The organism is Vibrio sp. 2092 (assembly GCF_033339635.1).
Lineage (GTDB): Bacteria > Pseudomonadota > Gammaproteobacteria > Enterobacterales > Vibrionaceae > Vibrio > Vibrio alginolyticus.
The window spans coordinates 314,489-330,581 of record NZ_JAWOUY010000002.1 but is presented as its reverse complement, the minus strand read 5'-3'; the positions used below and the strand labels follow the sequence as shown (position 1 = coordinate 330,581).

Here is a 16,093-nt window from a genome sequence, read left to right as displayed (position 1 = left end):
AAGGCTCTACGTTCAGCGTGGAGCCTTTTTACATACGATTAAACATGTTGATGGCACTATTTATGAACGCCTGTCTACTTTGATGGCTATACTTTAAAAGATAGGCGAGCGAAAAGGTCGTTGTTTATTGTTTTCACAAATAAAAGCGTTGCTAAAGTATGCGTTTTTAACGGTTTATCCGCCGAAATAGTGTCTTATTGTTAGGATACGGTGAAGTTTTCACTGGATGGACCATTGCTACGCAGATATTCGCATATAATCCCACACAGTTTTGGTTACTACGTAAAAATTATGTTTCTAACACCTTATTTTTCAAACACTAATCACCAGTTTCAGTTCACTCGCGAACAAGCAAGCCACTTTGCAAAACGTGTCGCAGGTGACTACAACCCAATTCATGATGAAGACAACAAACGCTTTTGTGTCCCTGGAGATTTACTTTTCGCTGTGCTTCTTAGTAAAGAAGGCGTTAGCCAAAAGATGCGTTTTAACTTCTCTGGCATGGTAAACGATGGTGTAGCACTTCATATTGAAAATAAGTGTGACAAAGAAAGCGCTGTTGTTGACGAGGCAGGTAAAGAATACTTACACATGTCCCGTGAAGGTGAAACTAACCACGATCCGGCATTTATTGAGCATGTAGTGACAAATTACGTGCAATTTTCTGGTATGAACTTCCCTCACATCATGGTTCCTCTTATGGAAGAGAAGCAAATGATGATTAACTGCCAGCGTCCATTAGTTATTTATGAAAGCATGGAAGTCGAATTTTCACGCTTAGACCTTACGCATCCAGAGGTGGATTTCACTGGCGCAACATTCGACGTAGAAGGAAAACGAGGTGTAGTCACCTTAAACTTTGCGTTTAAAGAAGACGGTGAAGTCGTTGGTAAAGGTATTAAGCGCATGGTTGCAAGTGGCTTGAAGCCATATGACCAAGAAGCGGTTGACGACCTTGTACGCCGCTTTAATGAACGTAAGGATGCATTCCTAGCAAAGTTCGTTAAGGCAGCCTAGTCGACTGCCCTATCAGAAGCGCACAAAAAAAGTGTTTACTAAAAGAAAGCCCAACGTCGACCGTTGGGCTTTCTTTTTATGTCTCATCCAAACAAAACTAAACGCAATGCTTAGAGCCAACGACGAACATGGTTTTTATAATCCACATACTCTTCACCAAACAATCGCTCTAAAACGCGTTCCTCAGGCTTGATTTGAAACCGATTCATATAACTGACAAATATCACGCCACAAAGCACCACACTCAAGTGCTGCCACCACAAACCAGTTGCTATGATTAGAAGCAATAATGCCGTGTACATAGGGTTGCGTGAAAAGGCAAACACACCAGTTCTTACAACAGAAGATGCCGCTTCAGGTTTTACTGGGTTCACTGTGGTTTTTACCTTGCGAAATTCATACACGCCAGCAATGCCCATGTAGCCAGACAACAAAGTTAATACACCTACTACAAATTCAACAAAGGGTACTCGAATGTTCATGCTCGGCGTCAAAACTTTAAGTCCGTACATCAAAAGTATGACCAACAAAAACACCACAACAGGTGGGACTTTGAGTTCAAGTTTTCTCAAGATTCATATCCTTTGAAAGGGTCTAAATACGGTTTCTAAAAAGCCCAGTAAAACTGGGCTTGATTTAGTCCGATTACAACAAAGTTAACAATGCCTGAACGGGATGCTTGGGCTTCGTTCCTTCAAAGCGTTTAACTTGGCTGCGGCAAGAATAGCCTGTAATCAAACATCTCTCGTTATCCAACTTATCTAAGCTTGGCTTCCAGCTTAAATTGTAAATATCTTTCGACATCGACAACTTATCAACCTCATGACCAAACGTACCCGCCATACCACAACAACCAACAGGTACCGTATTCAAAACTGCACCAAAGTGAGCAAAAATAGCGCCCCACTCTTTTTCCGCATTTGGCATTTTGGTTTTTTCAGTACAGTGCGCAAACAGATACCAAGGTTCCTGCGCCTTATGCTCTCCGCTTTCAAACGCTTCTAGTCTTGGGTAAAGCCATTCGTGGGCTGTTAGTACATCGAAATTACCTCGCTTACTGCCAAGCACTTCAGCGTATTCATCTCGATAACACAGCACCAAAGCAGGATCGACGCCAACTAATGGGATATCCAAATCCGCTACCATCGCCAAGAACTTCGCAGTGTCGGCTGCTGTGTCCTTAAACTGACGTAAAAACCCTTTAATGTGTTGTGCTTTACCATTCGGCTTAAACGGCAGAAGTACCGGATTCATACCCAGCTTTTTCAATAACTTAACGAAGTCTTCAACGACATCAGCGTCGTAGTAGCTAGTGAATGGGTCTTGAACAATTAAAACATGCTTGCTCTTTTCAGACGAAGACAAACCACTGAGCGCTTGCAGATCATAAGGCGTTGTCAGCGACTCTACTCGTTGTTTCAAGGTGGGTACTGATAACAACGGCGCATCGACATACCCGACCGTAGATGCCGTTAAACTTTTCACCCACGACTGCTTCAAAACACCATTTACGACACCTGGCGCTTTTGCCATCATCGGCAGCATAGTTTCAATGTTCGCAACCAGATAGTCTTTTGCAGGACGTTGATAACGAGAGTGATAGATGTTTAAAAAGCGTGAGCGAAAGCTCGGAACATCGACTTTAATCGGACACTGACTCGCACACGCTTTACACGCCAAACAACCATTCATCGCTTCATACACTTCGTGAGAGAAGTCATACTCGTGACGACGATTGATAGAATGACGTACGCGGTCAATCATGGTTTTGATTGATGTTTTGTTTTCTAGTGTTTGCTTTTCTAAGTCAAGAATATCAATGCCTTGCTCAGTAAGCTGACGCAACCACTCACGAACCAAACCTGCACGACCTTTTGGTGAATGACGACGATCGGCTGTTACTTTCATCGATGGACACATTGGCGAGCTAGTATCGTAGTTAAAACACAAACCGTTACCGTTACATTCCATCGCTTGTTTAAAGCTGTCACGTACTTGAACGTCAATCTGACGGTCATAGTAACCACGTTTGGTATCGGTAACTTTGACAAGCTCTGCATCACTATCCAGCGGTGTACAGATTTTGCCCGGGTTCATTTTGTTGTGTGGATCGAATGCCGCTTTCACACGTCTCAGTTCAGTAAACAACTCGTCGCCGAAAAACTCAGGGCCATATTCTGAACGGAAACCTTTGCCGTGTTCACCCCACATCAAACCGCCGTATTTCGCCACCAGCTTGACCACTTCATCAGACACTTCGTGCATCAATGCTTCTTGGTGCGGGTCACACAAATCCAACGCAGGACGTACGTGAAGCACCCCGGCATCGACGTGACCAAACATGCCGTAATTCAGAGACTTGCTGTCTAACAGTTCTCGAAACTCTACAATGAAGTCCGCCAGGTTTTCTGGTGGCACACAGGTATCTTCAGCGAATGCGACCGGTTTAGCACGACCTTTTGCTGCGCCTAACAAACCCACCGCTTTTTTACGCATGTTGTAAATACGCCCAATGCTCGCTACATCGTTACAAACTTGGTAGCCGATAATGCCCGCTTCTTCTGTTTCCAACATGGTATCGAGCTTGGCGGTCAATGCTGCAACCTGAGCAGCAACTTCCTCTTCGTCCTGACCTGCGTATTCCACCATATTGATACCAAGCATCTCTTTATTTGGAACATCGGTAAGTAAATCGCTCACGGTGTGCCAAACGATATCTTGCTTCGCGAGATTAAGCACTTTTGAGTCAACGGTTTCTACAGACAGCGCTTTCGCCTCTACCATAAACGGTGCATTACGCAGTGCAGAATCAAAGCTGTTGTATTTAACGTTAACCAAAGTACGTGCTTTCGGAATTGGCGTCAGGTTCAGCTTTGCTTCGGTAATAAATGCCAATGAACCTTCCGCGCCGCACAGTACTCGTGTGATATCGAAACGGTCACCGTCTTCATTCAAGGCATTTTTTAAATCGTAGCCCGTTAAAAAGCGGTTAAGAGGAGGAAACTTATCTACGATCTGCTGGCGTTTTTCACGACATACGGATTCCGTTACACGTAGCGCCTTGGCAGCAAACTCGTCTTCTTTTGGGTAGCCGTTGGACAGGTCTGATTCTAAAACTGAGCCATCAGCAAACACCGCTTGTAGCGACAAAACATGATCGGATGTTTTTCCGTATTTCAGAGAACCTTGACCAGAAGCATCGGTGTTGACCATGCCGCCAATCGTTGCACGGTTACTGGTAGATAAGTCTGGAGAGAAGAAGTAGCCATAAGGGCGAACAGCGTCATTTAACTGGTCTTTCACTACACCAGTTTGTACACGAACCCAGCCTTCTTTCTCATTAATCTCAAGCACTTTGTTCATGTGACGAGACATATCCACCACAATACCTTTGGTTAGCGACTGACCATTGGTCCCTGTGCCGCCACCACGAGGTGAAAAGGTAATTCGTTCGTACTTTTCTTTATTGCTCAGTTTCCCGAGGAGAGAAACATCTTCTGTCGTTTTGGGATGAACGACAGACTGAGGAAGTTGCTGGTAAACACTGTTGTCAGTGGCAACCGCTAGCCGGCTTGAATATTGGCTTTCGATATCACCAGTGAATCCGGCGTGCTCAAGCTCTTTCAGAAAACTAAGAACAAGAGGATCGACATCAGTTTGCGAGTGTAATCTTGGTAACATTTGCTTCCTGCCCCTACGACGCTGATCCGATCAGCTGCGGGTTGTGTAATTATTTGCTCACTTCTCATACAAATTGGCGCTAAGCGAAAAAAAACACCACAAAAGAGTTAGTGAAGTAATATTCTTTGAATTTCGTCACTTTACAACATTTAAAAAGACGAGCAAATCAGAATCTCGATACAATAATTAAACTTATGCTTTATTTTTTCACGCTTGATGCCTTACATTGGGGAACGAATCGCGTTTCTAGATGAGTTTTCAGAATGAAAAAAAATAAAATTGTGACCACTGAAGATATCCTTCTCAAACTTTGCCAGTCTGTTTCTGGCGTACTTACTTCGGCGACATCTTCTCAAGTAAATTATTCAGCAATGGTGCAAAAAATCCACAAGACTAGCCTCAAACCAGATTTTGGCTGTTTTGTTCTGTTTGATGGCGGATTTACCGGGCTAGTTGTGATTAATTTTACGGCAAAAGCCGCACTGGAGATCTACACCAACTACATGCGTAATATGGGCATGCCAGAAGAAGAACTGGCAATATCTCATACTTCTGACGAGGTAGGCGATGTTCTGGGTGAACTCATGAATCAACTGGTCGGAGACTTCACTAATAAAATTCGTAAAGACCTGCAAACGAACATCACACAAAACCAACCAAAAATGCTGGCGCTGAATAAGCAAGTTATCTTACAAGTTGATACCAACCTTGACCGCCCTCAAGCGCGCAGAGTGACGTTCTCCACCGAAAACAACAATATTTTCTATCTCGAACTAGCAATGGATAAAACTGAGTTCATCCAACTGGAAGAGTTTGAAGTTGCTGAAGACGAAAACCCAGACGACATTTTAGAGGCCACACGTAAACAGTTGGCTGAGAAAGAATCTAAATCGTCGGGATCAAACGATGATGCCGATGACTTGCTCAACCAGCTCGGGTTGTAATTCTAACGAATCTTAATGAAGAATGGCTTCTTAGACACAAGTACGACTTCATACTGATTACGAAGAACTAAAACGCCAGCCTCGCTTAATGCGAGGCTTCTTTTTATGTGCTGAAATTATCTTCAGTCCCACCTTGTATTTCGTTTTTATGTCAAAAAAGGTAATATGTCTGACTTCATAAATTTTCTGCTTTCGTTACTGGTTGTCGATGGATAAACAAAAAGCTCTGAAAAAAATCGCCAAGTGCTTAGAACTGGGCAATTCCGCTAATGTTAATGAGGCTGCCAATGCTATCAAAATGGCACATCGCCTCATGCTTAAATATGGTCTCGATAAAGACGATATTGAGTTCATCAGAATGGGAAAAACACAATCTTCTCATTTGCTACCAGCGAACATCAGTTCTACCATATTGCGAGTGATTCGCGGCATTAACACAAAATTCGGTGTCGAAGCAGTATTGTTGAATCACAAAGGGCTCAAACGTGTCGAATTTATCGGTGAAGCAGATCGCGCTATTTTTGCTGCATTTGCTTTCGATATTGTTTATCGCGAGATGAACGAAAGTACCGGACAATTCCGAAACAGCTTTGCTGGCACCGGCACCTCTTCTCAGGAAGTGACTCGCCGTGTGAACTCATTTGTATCTGGCTGGGTGGAAGGCGCGATTGAAAAATTGCCAATTATTTCTCCAGATGAAGAGTCGGCCAATAAAATTAATGACTATATTGATAAAGAATTCCAAAACATTGACCGCGAAACGTTCAAGAAGCAATTGAAAGAAGCGATGAAAAACCTAACTGAAGACTACGAAGTGGGCTTAAAGAAAGGTAGAAAGGTTTCAGTTAACCGTGGAGTGGGCGGCGAACAAGCACGCAAAATGTTGGGCGATTCATCGAAATAGCCAGGATAGTAAAGGATTCACATAAGCAGCAATGACTTCGATGTCTATGGGGCTTACTTTGAGAGCTTTGGCAGTATTGATAGGAATTTTCTTACAGAAACTCTTATCAATCTTACTTTCTCATAACAAATATTAATGCTTGTTTATTCATAATTCGCATCCCATTATGAGGCATGGTTTCGCCTCAGTTTTATACGGAGATTTTCCCTTGAAAAAGATGCCTATTGCACTAGCTCTAGTGCTAGCTCTTACTGGCTGTCAAGCCACTCAACGCCAAAATGCAACAACGGGTGAATACGAAACTAACTCCACCACGCAAGGCGCGCTTATTGGTGCGATCGCTGGCGCAGCAATCGGCCTAGCAACGGGTGATGATGCTAAAGAACGTCGTCAGCATGCACTCATTGGTGCAGCCGCAGGCGGAGCGACTGGCGCTGGCGTTGGTTACTACTTTGACCAACAAGAAGCGGAATTACGTCGCGCTTTGCTAAACTCTGGCGTACAAGTTCAGCGTGTTGGTGAAAATCAGCTTTTACTGCGTATGGAAAACGGTATCGGCTTCTCTTCAAGCTCTTACCAGCTTGATGCTAGTATCCATAATACTCTACGCGGTGTTGCTCGCATCCTAGTTGAGTACCCAGATACCAGTCTCGTTATTGACGGTTACACGGATAGCACAGGTAGTGAGTCATACAACCAAAAGTTGTCAGAGCGCCGTGCAGAGTCCGTACGTCAATTCCTAGTATCTCAAAACGTTGCACCTGGTCGTGCAATTGCACGCGGCTACGGCGAACGTAACCCAATTTGCTCAAACCAAACTTCTGAAGGTCGTGCGTGCAACCGTCGTGTTGAAATCCAGATCTTGCCACTGAAGTAATTTGGTTGCACCATAACGGTAATAATAAAAAATTACCGGAGCAGGCCTAACCATTATCGTTAGGCCTGACATATTAATGTCTGTCAAAACGTCTGCCCTACTCTGCTTATTTAGCCTCAGCTTTTCTGGCTACTCACTTGCCTCTCAAGCTCCAAATGACCCCATCGAACAATACGAGTACGCACAACAATTATTGGCATCAAACGAAGCTGAAGCCTCACCAGAAACGCGCTACTGGCTAGAGCAATCCGCCAACCAAGGTTACCTCCCTGCACAAAAACAGCTCGCGAACGACTTTGCTAAAGGGATAAATGGCGAAAAAAATGAAACACAAGCGTTATATTGGCTAACCTCTATCGCACTCAATGACCCAACCGATCGTGGCTTTCTTCTCGCCGATTTTATTCAGCGCAATCCAGATAAGGTCACAACTTCTCAATTGACTGAAGCCTTGTATCAAATGGCTTCTCAGCATAATCCAGCAGCAGAACAAGCTTATAATCAACTGTTAGAGCAGCGCTTCAACCAACTGCGAGCTAAACAAGTCTCGCAAATAAAGTCGCTCGATAAAAAGGCTGAGCAAGCACAGGAAGAGAAAAGCACAGTTGCAAACCCCAAAGTAGAACACTCGCCGTTTTTATGGCTGATCTGGCTAGCGGCGATACTCATCATCAGCGGCTTAAGTTTTCTCGTAATCAAGAAACTTAAGCAGAATAGAAAAGCGCTTGAAGCCAAAGAGGAAAGCCAAAATCAACGAATGGCGAAAAAAATAAAAGAGCTAGAGTTTACGAACAAGCAACTGAAGCGTCAGTTAGAGAAAGTATTCAGAGAGTTTAAGAAATCCAAAACTCAGGCAGAAAACCATAAGCTAAGCGTCGCATGCGCCATGCTTGGCTACACACCACAAACCATCCCTGATTTACAGGCAATCAAGCTACGCTATAGACAGTTATCAAAGCTTTATCATCCTGACACAAGGGGCAGTGAAGAAGAAATGAAGCGACTCAATCATGCCTTTAAGCTCGTCTCACAAAATGTTACAAAACAGTAAAAATAGGTCAGGATACTTTGGCTGCCATGCTTTTATTCCCATATAATCAAACACCGCAATCGATCTCCCTCTCAAAGAAATTAACAGACATTTAACTTAAGTCGCGCTTTTATGCCATAATGCCCGGCGCAAAATAACACCTAACGACTCAAATTAATCTAGGTGGGGAGAAAATCAATGTTCACTGAAGAAGGCACCTGTGATTGGTGTAAAAAACCTAGTCTTGTAACTCGTCACGATTATTTAGATGGCAAGCACCACTACTCATGTAAAGCTTGTTACGATATGGCGAAAATCGACGTGCGCCTATTTAACCAAGGCGAATTGCAAATGCGCGAACGTTTGCAACGAGCGAGCTAAGCAAGACGGAATCAATGGAACTGATTTTCAAAGGCGCCTTTTAAGGCGCTTTTTTGATCGCCCAAGCCTATTTCCAATCTCTATCTCGTATTCCCTCCTATCCTACATAGCATGTCGCATCGGTTATCAGCCCTCTTCCACTGTATACAAACCACTGTCCGTGAAAAACACCTGTATATACAGTAGTAAACCCCTGTATGTCTCTCGTCCAACTTTCTACTCACCTCACATTTTTAAATTGATGTTAGACATATCAGAAATGAAAAATAAACAAATAAATTCAATCACTTAAAATAAAATCCTTTTATTTCCTTCTCAAAAAACCGCAAATAACTTTTGAGAAACTTGTTGATCAGGTCGCCAAAACAAACTACTGTATAGGTATACAGCATGTATAAAGGAACAGTAAGATGCAGTTACAAAGTCAATCTCATACATACTCTCGCTACAACGTATTGGCACAAGCAACTAAGCCCATGGCCGTTTCGGATCAGCTTCTATCTAAGCTGGCTGTTTTATCGCAGCAGAAACAATGGATTTTGTTTACAGCAGACTGCCCTCGTCCAGACTTTGAACAACTCACTGCTTCTAATATTTGCTGTAAAAACATCATTCAGATGAAGCCGTCTCAACAGCTTTCTGAAGTGGAAATCGTGATTAAAGCTATTCAGTCTGGTAACGCTAGCGCTGTCGTCGCATCGAACAAGATTGCCCTAATGAATCAATCAATGCTTCGCGATATTGCTCAACGTTATCAGTGTGAAGTCTTTTTCGTCGAAGGCAGAGTTAATAAGTACCACTAACAAGATCGACGTTATCCATCCTGCATCTCGCCTCCTTTTTAAGGGGGCATTTTTTTGTATTAAAGAAAACAGGCAAACGTTTGCTTTTTCTCTGGCGAGTTAAAATAGTTCTGGTATGATGCCCACATTCGATTTATTCAGCGCCCACATTTTGCTGAATATCTTCTCTTTCTGACGTTTGATTAAGATGATAGGAATGTCGCAATGAGCCTTGCTAATCAAGTACTTGCCGTCAATGACGACCTGCCAATTCGCACCCATAAACCCGTTCATAGTGGAAAAGTTCGTTCAGTTTACTGGTTAACTGAAGAAGACAGCGCCCGACTGATCAAAGAAAAAGGATACAATGTCGCTCCAGATGCGCCTTTGGCTATCATGGTGATTAGCGACCGAATCTCTGCATTCGATTGTATTTGGCATGCTGAAGGTGGTCTTAATGGTGTCCCAGGTAAAGGGGCTGCGCTTAATGCAATTTCTAATCACTGGTTCAAACTGTTCAAAGAAAATGGCTTAGCAGATAGCCATATTCTAGACATTCCTCACCCTTTTGTTTGGATTGTACAAAAAGCCAAACCGGTAAAAATCGAAGCCATCTGCCGCAAATACATCACGGGTTCGATGTGGCGCGCTTACGCAAATGGCGAGCGCGAGTTTTGTGGAATCCAACTTCCTGAAGGGTTAGAAAAAGACAAAGCACTGCCAGAGTTGCTAATGACCCCATCCACAAAAGGCATTCTAAAAGGCATTCCCGGTGTGCCAGAAGCGGATGACGTTAATATTACTCGTCAAAATATCGTAGACAACTACGAAGCATTTAACTTCTCAAGTGCGGACGATATCGCACTCTACGAAAAACTGCTGAAAGAAGGCTTTAACGTTATCAGCCAAGCATTAGAAGCAATTGACCAAATCTTTGTCGATACCAAATTCGAATTTGGTTATGTTCATGATGCTGCTGGCAATGAAAAGCTGATTTACATGGATGAAGTGGGTACACCAGACTCGTCTCGTATATGGGATGCTAAAGAGTACCAAGCAGGTCACATCGTAGAGAACTCAAAAGAAGGTTTCCGCCAGTTCCTACTTAACCACTTCCCTGACCCAGATATCTTGCTAAATAAAGAACGTATGCCAGAGCGTGAAGCACTCGCTCGTGATAATGCTTTACCCGTCGAATCTTTGATGGCGATTTCGAGCACCTACATTGGTATTGCCGAGAAGATTACAGGCAAGCCGATTCATTTGAGTGAGAATCCGAAAGCGGAAATCATCGAAGTTCTGAGCAAAGAATACGGATTGATTGACTAGCACTGTCGCTAGATTGCTAAATGCTTTCCAATAAAAAGTCCGCACTAGCTTGCGGACTTTTTTCGTATTAGGCTCAGTTTAGCCGATATTTAACGTAGTGCCATCTGTTGTAGAGGCTGACTTGGTCGTCACCTGATATGTTTTGTCTTTAATCGTTGATACGAAATACCAGGTCGACTCTGCCTTGTCGGGCGTAAAAGTAACGCGCATAAAGCCACGCTGTTTGATGTCTGCCCACTGTAATTCTGACACTAAGTGCGGCAGCGTGTATTCCATTTGAGCGATCGCAACAGGGTCTAACGCGAGGTAGGCCTCTAACCCAGGGGAACTCACAGAGCTAGTCGCAAACTCTACCCCGATAGGATGCTTAGATACGTCTTTAAGCTCACTTGCCCATGCGTTGTGCGTATCTCCTGCCAAACAGACAAAGTTACCACTGCTGGCTTTGGCCAGTTGATAAACGTTCTCTCGCTCAACGTAGTAACCATCCCATGCATCTAGGTTATATGGCAAAGCAATGGTATCTAAACTTGGGTCAGAGAGATAACCCGTAATCGCAGAGTTTACCGCTAATAACGCCTCTGTTTTTTGTTCTTCAGTGGCAGTAAACAATTGAAACATCGCGGTCATAACCGAACTTGGCAACTCCATACGAGACATTAACACTTGTTGCCCTAGCACATTCCAAGTTGCGTCGTGCGTACTGAACGCATCCATCAGCCAAGCGAGTTGGTCACCGCCTAACAGCTCTCGGTCTTGACTGCGCGACTGAGCAACTAAACCGCCAATCGCTTCCATCGTTGGTGAGCTGAGCGAGAAATAATCCAACGGTTTATCACGCCCCACAAGTCGCGTGTCGAGCATCATCAAATTGACTAAACTTCCAAACGAAAACTGACGGTAAATCAGCATGTTTGAGAAAGTGTTTTCACGAACGGGCAACCATTCTGTCCACGCGGCAGCCGCAGCTGCACGACGATCATTAAAGCTGCCTTCCTCTTCTTGATGGTTTTCCGCACCATTTTTCCAACTATCATTTGCAAGCTCATGGTCATCCCAGACTGCAATCATTGGTAGGCTCGCATGTAACGCTTGCAGATCAGCATCTTGGCGATATTGCGCATACCGTTTTCGGTAATCATCTAAGGTAATGCATTCAGTGCCTTTGCTTGGCTCTCGCCCTAGTGCCTCAGCATCTTCACTAGCGTAGCCACCAGCCCCATACTCATAAATGTAATCACCGAGATGAAGTACCACATCAAACGGTTCTTGCTCATGTTGATTTAAGATCTCTCGATACACATGGAAATAACCAGCAGGATAGTTTGCACAAGAAACAACGGCCATGGATGCCTTTTCTACACCACCCTCTGGTAATGTTTGAGTTTGCCCGACTTCGCTAGTGACATCTCCAACCATGAATCGATAGTAATAGTGAGAATTTGCGTTGAGGTTTTGAACATCAACTTTTACCGTAAAATCTCGGCTCGTATCTGTAGCGAAAGTGCCACTTTGCACGATATCAGTAAAATTTTCATTAGAAGAAACTTGCCAGCTTACATCTGCGTAGCTTGCTGAGGTCGTAACTCGAGTCCAAATGATTACTTGTGTTTGAGTAGGATCTCCACTCGCCACTCCGTGCTCAAAGGTAACCGCAGCAGATTCACTAGCATCGCTACCACAGCCCACCAGCCCGGTAACAATCGCCGTTGAAGAGGCAGCTTTCATAAAGTCTCGACGAGACAAAGACATATTGACTTCCTTTCTTATTGTGTTTGTTTTTATGCCCAAATGACGTGGTGACTCGATCATCCTTGTATGCCAATAAGGGACGTTAATTCGAACTTACAGTACCAACCACTTAGTCGGTAATTTGTCCTAAAAACACAAAGTTAGAAGCTAGTTATGACAATTGCATTTCCAAACGTTACATTTTTGTTAATTTAAGTGCAAATACTCTATATTCATCACATTTCCTAAGACCTGCGACAAAAACCTCAAAATAAAAAGCGACCTACTTTGAGGTCGCTTTTCATTGCACTATTGTTAAGTGGTACATCGATGAAGTGGAAATGTTCAGCCTAAAACTTGATGTTAAGGACATCTTGTTCTGACGTATCCACCTTCAACTGACTGCGAGATTCTATGTACTCGATTTGCTGAACATCGAGCGAATATGGCATAACGACTCGCAATTCATTGATCCCTTCATGTTTAGCTAGCTGGGTTAAGCGGACCAAATTGGATTCATCACTTTTACGAGAAGACATCGATTTTAATGCGGCATCCCACAACCGATCTTCAGGCTTGCTCAATTCCGCAATGTTCTGTTTCCACATCAAACCGAAAATAGGCGCGATGGTGGCAAATGCCTCTAAAAAGGTCCATTTCTTACTACCTGTCGCTCCTAAAAAGCTAGTGTAGTCGAATTCAATGCACGTCTTTCCTTGTTGATCCATTCTATGCCCCCGACACTCGAAAATGAGATATACCAAATATCGTTCAACTGTTTTGATATAGCAATGGGATATAAAACATTCGTCTTTTATGCCCTAATTTACATACAAAAGGAAATATTAAAACCAGCTTTGTAACAACTGATGTACAGCTTCGCCATATATAAGCATTCAATTGATTAATATTTCAATTAAGAAACTAAAAACAACACGCAGTAACGCTATCAATATGAAATCATTATAGATTCACCAAGAAAATATCAATTCTTGTCACAACGTCATCCGCCGACCTACTTTACATCAATCACTCGACTGGCCTTTTTATACTGTATCTTCCAACCAGCCCAACGTGGCAGCTCCCAACGCTTCGGGTCTCCCTTACGGTTTCCCTCTCGATAAACGACCTGTACTAGCTTGCGAGACGCGTAATACTCAACATCCAGTTGGAGTTCTGGCAGCGAAAGTTCTAAAGGGTACTGCTCCGTGAAATCGTCGTATTCCCATTCTGGAACACCGTTAAATGTTAAGTCTTCTGGTTCAAACAACGCCATATCATCGATATTTTCAACGCCTAATGTTTCCAACTGATCCTTTAACCAGCTAGAAAATGTCAAGGAGGCCAAGCCGTTAACCTCTTCTCCTTCGGCATTAAGGCCCAATGCGTTATAGAGCTTCCAGTGTTGTATTTGCTGTTTTCTTTGAGAAGCAAAACCTGGTAACAGTGTCTCGTCTTCTATCATTTCGACAATAGACTGAACTGCCACATCACCTTTTAACGCTTGATGTTCAGTACAGATTATTCGCCCGGCGTAGACCAAGTGCATCGTTGCTCTTGAGGTCTCTTCTTCATAATTCGTCTCACCTTGTTGCCACTCCCCTAGCTCAAGTTCGCGTAATAACGTCAGCGGGATAGGCATCATAACCGATGCGAGGTTTAGTGTTTGCTTAACACCTCGTCCTGGCACGCTATGGCTATCTAGCACGATGGCCGCTTCTTCTTTATCAGGAAAGCGGCTGTTACGCCCAACCAGCATCTCGACTACGCCATTTCCTAGAGCATCCCTTCGACGAGCTCGTCGGACAAACACAAGCTCAGGGTGCAATGAGGCGATGGAGAAAAAGAGCGCTTCACGTTTATATCGAGAGGCAACGTCAAGTTCCGGCAATTCAAACACTTCTCGCATTTGTTTCGCTAAACCTTGTGCCTCTTCGAGCGCGCTAGCATCAATGATAATGCCTGAGAGTTGCTCCCCCCGAACCAAACGGATCAGTAAAGAGGCATCACATCCGTATGGCTCATCTTGAGATAGAAGCTCAGCGACTTCACCACTTTGTCGCTGATAGAGCTGCGCAGGCACAGATAAGGCGGCAGCCAAATCAATCATTGCTTCCTTCTCTGGCTTCGCTTGAATTCTGGTAACGAGATCGGCAAACAGTGCATCAATAGGTAGTGGATATACTTTTCTCCCGTGCTGCGTGACATTGCCATCCTCATCAATCGCTTCCATGGATAACAACGTCGAATGAGATGCCTCTAGCGACTTTGGGGGAATTGAGTCGAGAAAATCGAGTGTTGAGAGACGGTACCCACAACAAGCCGCTGCCAGCATGGGCTCGACGAGCTCTTCTCTGTGTAATTCTGGAGGTGTCACCAACTCTAAAGGCGCGTGCTCACCATATAGACGAATACAAGCCCCTTCGGTAACGCGACCTGCTCGCCCCATTCGCTGCGCGGCACTGGCCTTAGAAATGTTGGTTAATGTCAGTGCTGTACGTCCATTTCGTTGTACAGTTCTGCGCTCTAAACCACTATCGATTACCACACGGATATTAGGAATGGTCAGAGAGGTTTCCGCGACGTTGGTTGCCAATACGACTTTCCGTTGCTTTTGTACCGTCAGCGCACGATGTCGTTCTTCATCACTGACCGAGGCATGAAGTTTAACCACCATGACATCACTGCTGCTTTGTAGCATCTGCGCGCATTGGGCGATCTCTTTACGTCCTGGGAGAAAAACAAGAATATCGCCATCTTCATCTTCCAGTGCTTCTTTTACCGATCCGACAACCTCCTGTTCACATCCCTTTTTGTTCGGTAAATAGCGGCTGTCTGTGGAACGATGTGTCACCGTGACTGGAAAGCAACGTCCCTCCGAACGCAGACGCTTAGCATTCAGGTAACGAGCAAGCTTTTCGCCTTCTAAGGTAGCAGAAGTGACGATCAATCGATGTTGATTTTCTTGCTTCAAAATGGCGGTTAATAGATCAATATCCCAACGTCGCTCGTGAAATTCGTCCACTATCACGACATCAAAGTCTGCTAGCTTGTTTTCCGAAAACCAACGCAGTGCAACCCCCGGAGTCACAAATACAACTTCGGTTTTTTCATCAAAGTAGGCATGAAGCTTGATCGCGTAACCGACTTTGCGACCTATTGGCTCTCCAGATTGCTCCGCAAGAAATTCAGCCAGCGAGGTACAAGCAATTCGACGTGGTTCAATAACCAGAACGCGTCCGTGTTTTGCCGCCCACATGGGCAAGCGGGTAGATTTACCCGACCCGGTTTCGGCTTCCACCACAAGATGGTTAAGGCTTACATGATGGTCAAACTCAGCTTGCAGGCTGTCGATAGGTAGTTGAAACATAGAAATTGGATTTGATTTGATGATGCAAAACATTATACCCAAGTAAA

Annotated in this window: 13 protein-coding genes; 8 read left to right on the top strand and 5 right to left on the bottom strand. The window is 44.1% G+C overall.

Annotation, left to right across the window (positions count from 1 at the left end):
- Window positions 1–291 precede the first annotated feature (291 nt).
- The gene (locus R7P80_RS05215) at window positions 292–1,017 is read left to right on the top strand and encodes a DUF3581 domain-containing protein (protein ID WP_017821813.1); all 726 of its coding nucleotides are present in this window, start codon (window positions 292–294) and stop codon (window positions 1,015–1,017) included.
- A 110-nt stretch (window positions 1,018–1,127) separates the two neighbouring features.
- On the opposite strand, the gene R7P80_RS05210 is transcribed toward R7P80_RS05215, so the two are convergent.
- A complete protein-coding gene (locus R7P80_RS05210) occupies window positions 1,128–1,589 on the bottom strand; it encodes a methyltransferase family protein (RefSeq protein WP_005377951.1) in 462 nt (153 codons plus the stop codon).
- Window positions 1,590–1,662: 73 nt separating this feature from the next.
- Complete coding sequence (locus R7P80_RS05205; RefSeq protein WP_005388840.1) at window positions 1,663–4,698, bottom strand: FAD-binding and (Fe-S)-binding domain-containing protein; 3,036 nt, start codon at window positions 4,696–4,698, stop codon at window positions 1,663–1,665.
- A 263-nt stretch (window positions 4,699–4,961) separates the two neighbouring features.
- Here R7P80_RS05205 and R7P80_RS05200 point away from each other — a divergent pair, with 263 nt between their 5' ends.
- The 7 genes from R7P80_RS05200 to R7P80_RS05170 all read left to right on the top strand — a co-directional run bounded on the left by R7P80_RS05200 (window position 4,962) and on the right by R7P80_RS05170 (window position 10,945).
- Window positions 4,962–5,642, top strand: a complete 681-nt coding sequence (locus R7P80_RS05200) for a DUF3334 family protein (protein ID WP_005388843.1) — start codon at window positions 4,962–4,964, stop codon at window positions 5,640–5,642.
- 208 nt (window positions 5,643–5,850) lie between these two features.
- Window positions 5,851–6,546: a DUF2786 domain-containing protein gene (locus tag R7P80_RS05195; protein ID WP_005377954.1), complete on the top strand. Its 696-nt coding sequence runs from the start codon at window positions 5,851–5,853 to the stop codon at window positions 6,544–6,546.
- A gap of 217 nt (window positions 6,547–6,763) precedes the next feature.
- Entirely contained in the window at window positions 6,764–7,423 is a 660-nt protein-coding gene (locus R7P80_RS05190) for an OmpA family protein (RefSeq protein WP_172462919.1), read from the top strand.
- A 76-nt stretch (window positions 7,424–7,499) separates the two neighbouring features.
- Window positions 7,500–8,474: a molecular chaperone DnaJ gene (locus R7P80_RS05185; RefSeq protein WP_104979025.1), complete on the top strand. Its 975-nt coding sequence runs from the start codon at window positions 7,500–7,502 to the stop codon at window positions 8,472–8,474.
- A 177-nt stretch (window positions 8,475–8,651) separates the two neighbouring features.
- Window positions 8,652–8,834, top strand: coding sequence for a hypothetical protein (locus tag R7P80_RS05180; RefSeq protein ID WP_005377960.1), 183 nt, complete (start codon window positions 8,652–8,654; stop codon window positions 8,832–8,834).
- 410 nt (window positions 8,835–9,244) lie between these two features.
- Window positions 9,245–9,637, top strand: coding sequence for a SulA-like leucine-rich domain-containing protein (locus tag R7P80_RS05175; protein ID WP_130546007.1), 393 nt, complete (start codon window positions 9,245–9,247; stop codon window positions 9,635–9,637).
- Window positions 9,638–9,841: 204 nt separating this feature from the next.
- The gene (locus R7P80_RS05170) at window positions 9,842–10,945 is read left to right on the top strand and encodes a phosphoribosylaminoimidazolesuccinocarboxamide synthase (RefSeq protein WP_064368087.1); all 1,104 of its coding nucleotides are present in this window, start codon (window positions 9,842–9,844) and stop codon (window positions 10,943–10,945) included.
- A gap of 78 nt (window positions 10,946–11,023) precedes the next feature.
- Here R7P80_RS05170 and R7P80_RS05165 read toward each other — a convergent pair whose 3' ends face one another.
- From R7P80_RS05165 to R7P80_RS05155, 3 genes are all read right to left on the bottom strand, one after another.
- Window positions 11,024–12,697 carry an alkaline phosphatase D family protein gene (locus tag R7P80_RS05165; RefSeq protein ID WP_054577921.1) on the bottom strand — a complete coding sequence of 558 codons (1,674 nt, stop codon included), beginning with the start codon at window positions 12,695–12,697 and terminating at the stop codon, window positions 11,024–11,026.
- Window positions 12,698–13,026: 329 nt separating this feature from the next.
- Window positions 13,027–13,404: a hypothetical protein gene (locus R7P80_RS05160; protein ID WP_005377965.1), complete on the bottom strand. Its 378-nt coding sequence runs from the start codon at window positions 13,402–13,404 to the stop codon at window positions 13,027–13,029.
- A 287-nt stretch (window positions 13,405–13,691) separates the two neighbouring features.
- Entirely contained in the window at window positions 13,692–16,046 is a 2,355-nt protein-coding gene (locus R7P80_RS05155; protein ID WP_086047129.1) for a helicase-related protein, read from the bottom strand.
- Between the last annotated feature and the right edge of the window lie 47 nt (window positions 16,047–16,093).